This is a genomic window from Deltaproteobacteria bacterium (genome assembly GCA_013151235.1).
In the GTDB taxonomy this organism is placed as follows: domain Bacteria; phylum CG2-30-53-67; class CG2-30-53-67; order CG2-30-53-67; family CG2-30-53-67; genus JAADIO01.
Genome location: JAADIO010000058.1, coordinates 5618 through 11447 on the forward strand (window position 1 = coordinate 5618; position 5830 = coordinate 11447).

General features: G+C 55.0%; 4 protein-coding genes. 3 read left to right on the top strand and 1 reads right to left on the bottom strand.

The window, feature by feature from the left end; all coding sequences use genetic code 11:
* Positions 1 to 200 precede the first annotated feature (200 nt).
* From thiL to lon, 3 genes are all read left to right on the top strand, one after another.
* Positions 201 to 1193, top strand: coding sequence for a thiamine-phosphate kinase (thiL, locus tag GXP58_10835; protein ID NOY54093.1), 993 nt, complete (start codon positions 201 to 203; stop codon positions 1191 to 1193).
* 127 nt (positions 1194 to 1320) lie between these two features.
* Entirely contained in the window at positions 1321 to 2196 is an 876-nt protein-coding gene (gene galU / locus GXP58_10840; protein NOY54094.1) for a UTP--glucose-1-phosphate uridylyltransferase GalU, read from the top strand.
* 57 nt (positions 2197 to 2253) lie between these two features.
* Positions 2254 to 4767 (top strand): endopeptidase La, encoded by a 2514-nt coding sequence (lon, locus tag GXP58_10845; protein NOY54095.1) that lies wholly within the window; start codon positions 2254 to 2256, stop codon positions 4765 to 4767.
* A gap of 22 nt (positions 4768 to 4789) precedes the next feature.
* Here lon and GXP58_10850 read toward each other — a convergent pair whose 3' ends face one another.
* Positions 4790 to 5692, bottom strand: coding sequence for a LysR family transcriptional regulator (locus tag GXP58_10850; protein NOY54096.1), 903 nt, complete (start codon positions 5690 to 5692; stop codon positions 4790 to 4792).
* Positions 5693 to 5830: the final 138 nt, after the last annotated feature.

Sequence of the window (5830 nt, forward strand, 5' to 3'; positions counted from 1 at the left end):
TCAATGACTTACACCGTTCGCCCTGAGTACGCCTGTCCTGAGCCGGCCGAAGGGTCGAAGGGTCGAACGGACTTTTTACGACTTCATCAAAGATAACATACGTTTTCGTTGCTGTATCCCTGAGTTTTGTTGACTTCATCGGGCCTCTCTGTTAAGTAAAAGATGTTGAAGATAGATTCCCGTGAAGGGGGAGGGAGAGATTGGATCGGAACCGATGGTCTGAATTTGATGTTGTCCGGCATTTGCAGAGATCGGTACGGACCTTTTCCAAAGGGCTTCAGACCGGTATCGGCGATGACTGTGCCGTTATTTCCTGCGGGCCGGATCAGGATCTGCTGGTGACGACGGACCTCCTGGTCGAAGGGGTTCATTTTGAACGACGCTGGTTTTCTCTGTTCCAGATCGGCTCAAAAGCACTCCGGGTTGCGCTCAGTGATATTGCCGCCATGGGAGGGGTGCCGGAATATGTTTTCGTCGGCATGGCCCTCCCCCCGTCCGTTTCGGCAGATGAAGGGGCAAAGATCCTGAAGGGGATCCGGGAAACCGCCGAATTGTACAAGGTGACCCTCGCGGGCGGAGATCTCTCCCGCTCGGGCGAGGGGATTGTCCTGGACATTATTCTGTTAGGGAACGCAAAGAGGGGGAAGTCTATTTTGCGGAGCGGGGCCCGGCCGGGGGATCAGCTTTTTGTCAGCGGGGCACTGGGAGATGCCGCCCTGGGACTCCAGTTGATGAAGATGGAGCAGGGGGAGGACGACCGGACGGATCTGCCGGATCGGCAGCGGTCTCCGGAACCGCGCATGGAGCTGGGGCGCATACTTGGGGAGGAGGGATGGGCCACGGCCATGATGGATCTCAGCGACGGGATTTCTTCCGACCTACTCCGTCTTTGCGAGGCGAGTGACGTCGGTGCCGTTCTCCGTCTGTACGATCTGCCCGCGTCGGTTCCGCTGCGTTCAATCTGTGCCACCCTTGCCCTGGACTCTGTCCCCTATCTGCTGCACGGCGGGGAAGATTACGAACTCCTTTTTACCGTGTCGGCGGATGTACGGTCCACGCTGGAGCAGGCGGATCTTCCCGTACCCGTGACGCCGGTCGGAGAGATCCTTCCCGCGAAAGCGGGGGTGTGGCTGGAGGACCCGGAGGGGAGTCGACGGCCTCTTTTGCCGCAGGGGTATGACCATTTTCGGTAAAAAGGTTGTTTTGTTGCAGGGTTGTGCGGAATCTTGTCTTGACTCTTTGGGCGGTCATTCTATATAATTCATAAAATTTCCTTTATTCCTTCCATGTCTATCTCAAGAGAGGAATCCGATGCCCCGAATGCAGAAGGTGCGGAAAGCGATCTTCCCGGCAGCGGGTCTGGGGACCCGTTTTCTTCCGGCGACCAAGGCTTCTCCCAAGGAGATGCTTCCGCTGGTCGACAAACCGATGATCCAGTATGTTGTGGAAGAAGCCGTGGCAGCGGGGATTGAGCATATCATTATGATCACGGGCCGGGGAAAACGGGCGATTGAGGATCATTTTGATCGCAATGTCGAATTGGAATTCTATCTTGAATCGAAGGGGAAAACAAAGGCCCTCCACACGATTGAAGAAATTGCCAACATGGTCGATTTCGTCTATGTCCGCCAGAAGGAACCCCTCGGGCTGGGCCATGCAGTTCTTTGTGCCCGGGAGCTGATCGGGGATGAACCCTTTGCCGTGCTCTTGGGTGATGATATTATTGATGCCGACGTTCCTTCTCTCGGACAGATGATGAAGGTTCACGAGGAGTATGGTGCCTCCGTGCTGGCCCTTCAGGAAGTTCCGCGGGATCAGATTCATCTCTATGGTGTGATCGGCGGCGAAAAGGTGGGCGAGGGGGTCTACCAGGTTCGTGAAATGGTGGAAAAACCCCCGCAAGCGCAGGCGCCCTCCAATCTTGCGATCATCGGACGCTATATTCTGACCCCCAGGGTCTTCGAGTTTCTGGAGGGGCAGGAAAAGGGAGTGGGCGGGGAGATCCAGTTGACCAACGCCCTGCAACGACTGGCCGAGGTGGAGCCGGTCTACGGGTATATCTTTGACGGGAAACGATACGATGCCGGGAGCAAGATCGGATTTTTAGAGGCAACGGTGGAACTTGGTCTCAAAAACGCCGAACTGGGTCCGGCCTTTAAGGACTATCTGAAGGGACTGAACCTTGATGCCTTTTGAGCGAAGGTGGTCAATGTGATTCTGCTTCTTATGGGATAAATAATCAGGAGGGACCGGATGTCGGACGAGCAGACCATCGATTCGAAAGAAGAAAAAGAAGATGAAGAGATTACCATTCCCGAAGAGATTCCTCTTCTGCCGGTTCGGGATGTGGTGGTCTTTCCATTTATGATTCTCCCCCTTTTCGTGGGGCGGGAGGTTTCAATCCGGGCCATTGACGAGGCACTTTCCCGGGATCGTCTGATCCTGCTCAGCACACAGAAACGGGTGGACGATGAGGACCCGGCGCAGGAGGATATCCATACCATCGGGACGGTGGCCACCATTATGCGGATGTTGAAACTTCCCGACGGAAGAATCAAGATCCTGGTACAGGGACTGACCAAGGCCCGGATTTCCCGGTTCCTCACAAACCGGCCCTTTTTCAAAGTGGTGATTGAGAAAATACAGGAAAAGGTCCTGCCGGAAGTGACGGTGGAGGTGGAGGCCCTGATCCGGAATGTGAAGGAACAGTTGGAGAGCATGGTCTCGCTGGGGAAGATGATCCTTCCGGATATTTTGATCATTGCAGAAAATATTGATGATCCGGGCCGGCTGGCCGATTTGATTACGTCCAATATCGGGCTGAAGGTCGATCAGGCCCAGGAGATCCTTGAATTGACCGACGCCGTGCAGCGGTTGCAAAAGGTCAATGAATATCTGAACAAGGAGATTGAACTCCTCTCGGTCCAGCAGAAGATCCAGGCTGAAGCCAAGGGCGAAATGGATAAGATCCAGCGGGAATACTTTCTGCGGGAACAGCTCAAGGCGATTCAGAAGGAATTGGGCGAGGTGGATGAGCGGGCTGAGGAGATCAATGATCTGCGTGAAAAGATCGAGAAGGCCAAGATGCCGGCCAAGGTCCTTCCGGAAGCGGAAAAACAGCTTCGCCGGTTGGAGAAGATGCATCCCGACTCCGCCGAAGCATCTACGGTACGGACCTATCTGGAGTGGCTCATCGATATGCCCTGGAGCAAGTCCACCCGGGATGTGCTGGATATTGCCAAAGCCAGGACCATTCTGGATGAGGACCATTACGATCTGGAGAAGGTGAAGGACCGTATCCTCGAATATCTGAGTGTCCGGAAACTCAAGAAAAAAATGAAAGGGCCGATTCTCTGCTTTGTCGGTCCTCCCGGTGTCGGGAAGACCTCACTGGGGCGTTCCATTGCACGTGCTCTCGGACGGAAGTTCGTCCGGATTTCCCTCGGCGGTGTCCGGGATGAGGCGGAGATCCGGGGACACCGGCGAACCTACGTGGGGGCGCTGCCGGGCCGAGTGATCCAGGGGATCAAACAGGCGGGGACGCACAACCCGGTCTTTATGATGGATGAGATCGACAAGTTGGGCTCAGATTTCCGGGGAGACCCCTCCTCGGCACTTTTGGAGGTCCTCGATCCGGAACAGAACAATTCTTTTTCCGATCATTACCTGAATGTTCCTTTTGATCTGTCGAATGTTATGTTTATTACCACGGCAAACCTGCTCGACCCGATTCCATCGGCCCTGCGGGACCGGATGGAAGTTCTCTCCCTTGCCGGCTACACGCATGAAGAGAAACTGAAGATTGCACGGCAGTACCTGATCCCCCGCCAGTTGGAAGAACACGGCATTACGGAGAAAACCCTGTCGATTTCCGATCCGGCGATTCTTGACCTGATCTCCCATTACACCCTGGAGGCCGGCCTTCGGAACGTTGAGCGGGAGATTGCCGGCCTCTGCCGAAAGGTTGCTCGCAAGGTCGCTGAGGGGAAGGATAGAAAGTATCTGATCACTGCGAACAACCTTCACAAGTACCTGGGCCCCCCCAGGTACCTTCCGGAAATGGAGATGGAAGACAACCAGGTCGGCGTTGCCACCGGTCTGGCCTGGACACAGAGCGGCGGAGACCTGATCTTTATCGAGGCGACCCGGATGCGGGGAAAAGGGGGGCTGGTCCTGACGGGACAGTTGGGAGACGTCATGAAGGAGTCCGCCCAGGCGGCGATGAGTTTTATCCGTTCCCGTGCACACAAACTCGGCATCAAAGAGTCGGCTTTTGCCCAGAGCGATATCCACGTTCATGTGCCGGCCGGAGCCATTCCCAAGGATGGGCCTTCTGCGGGGATTACCATCGCGACGGCGCTGGCTTCGGTCTTTACGGACCGAATCATCAAGAAGAGTCTGGCCATGACGGGTGAGGTCACTCTTCGGGGAAGGGTGCTGCCCATCGGGGGGCTCCGCGAGAAATCTATGGCGGCTCTCCGGGCCGGGATACAGCAGGTGATTATCCCGCGTAAGAACGAGAAGGATCTTCTGGAACTACCGCCCAAAGTGAAAAAGAACCTTGAATTCATCCCTGTTGAACGGATGGACGAGGTTCTCGATATTGCTCTGCTGCCGGCCGGAAAAGGTCGCAGGAAAAATACGGCCGGGAAGACGGCGGCCCGGAGTAAATCCGCCCCGGCGAAAAAGACCGTGAAGAAAAAAACGGGTCCCTTAAAGAAGACGGTGGTCCGAAAAAAAACGGCGGGGAAGCGTTCGAAGAAGTAACCGGTAGCGGTCGTGGATCCAGTTACAGATTCTGCCAGTCGTAGTTCCTCAGGAAATCAACAAAATGTTCCTGGGAGGGGGAAAGCTGCTTCTTTTTGTAACGGATCAGCTTGAAATCCCGCACGAGCCGTACGTTCTGCATCGGAACGATCTTCAGGGTGCCTAAACGAAGTTCTTTCCGTATGGCCCACCGGGAGAGAATCGCGATCCCCAGGTCGGCCTCCACGGCGCCCTTGATGGCCTCTGCGCGTTCAAGCCGCATGGAAATGCGGAGCTTACGGGGGTGCATCCCCGCCTTTTCCAGTCCGATTTCCGTTTCCTTCCGCGTTCCGGATCCCTGTTCCCTCGCGATAAAGGGGTAGCGGCACAAGACTTCCGGTGTGACCTTTTTCTCCCGGACAATGGGGTGGTTCGGGGCGGCAATGAGGACCAGTTGATCCTGCAGAATCTTTTCCTGATGTAATTCCCGGTGTACGACTTCTTCGGCCAGGATTCCGACATCGAGGGTCCCGCGAATAACACCGTCCAGGATCCGGTCGGAATTGCCGATCATGAGCAGCGGTTCCATCCGGGGATAGCGTTCCTTGAGTTGCCCGAACAGGCGAGGCAGAATATATTCCGCCATGGTGGTGCTGGCACCGACGAGGACGCGCCCCTGTACGGTACCACTGATTTTTCCGACCTCTCTTTCCGCCTCCTCATAACAGTCCAGGATCCTCTTTGCATGCCGATAGAGAACCTCTCCCGCCTCGGTGAGAGCGACCCGGTTTTTTTCACGATAAAAAAGGTTCGTCCCGAGATGGCTCTCCAGTTTTTTGATCTGGAAGGTGACGGCCGGTTGAGTCAGGTACATTTCCTGTGCGACTTCGGAAAAATTCAGTCTTTGTGCCGCCTTGTAAAAGATATGAAGGGTTGTGTCGATCATGGGGTTCTCAATGGAAGATCGGTTCTGCAGAATTCTTTTGCCACCATACTATAAAAAATATTTTGAAAAAACAATAATGAAATCTTCAACCCAAGGGGTCAAGTCTGCTCTTGGCTTACCTTGATCCAGAAAAATTTT

Coding starts and splice junctions, on each gene's coding strand:
- GXP58_10850 (NOY54096.1), bottom strand. CDS start 5,692: ATGATCGACACAACCCTTCATATCTTTTACAAGGCGGCACAAAGACTG.
- galU (NOY54094.1), top strand. CDS start 1,321: ATGCAGAAGGTGCGGAAAGCGATCTTCCCGGCAGCGGGTCTGGGGACC.
- lon (NOY54095.1), top strand. CDS start 2,254: ATGTCGGACGAGCAGACCATCGATTCGAAAGAAGAAAAAGAAGATGAA.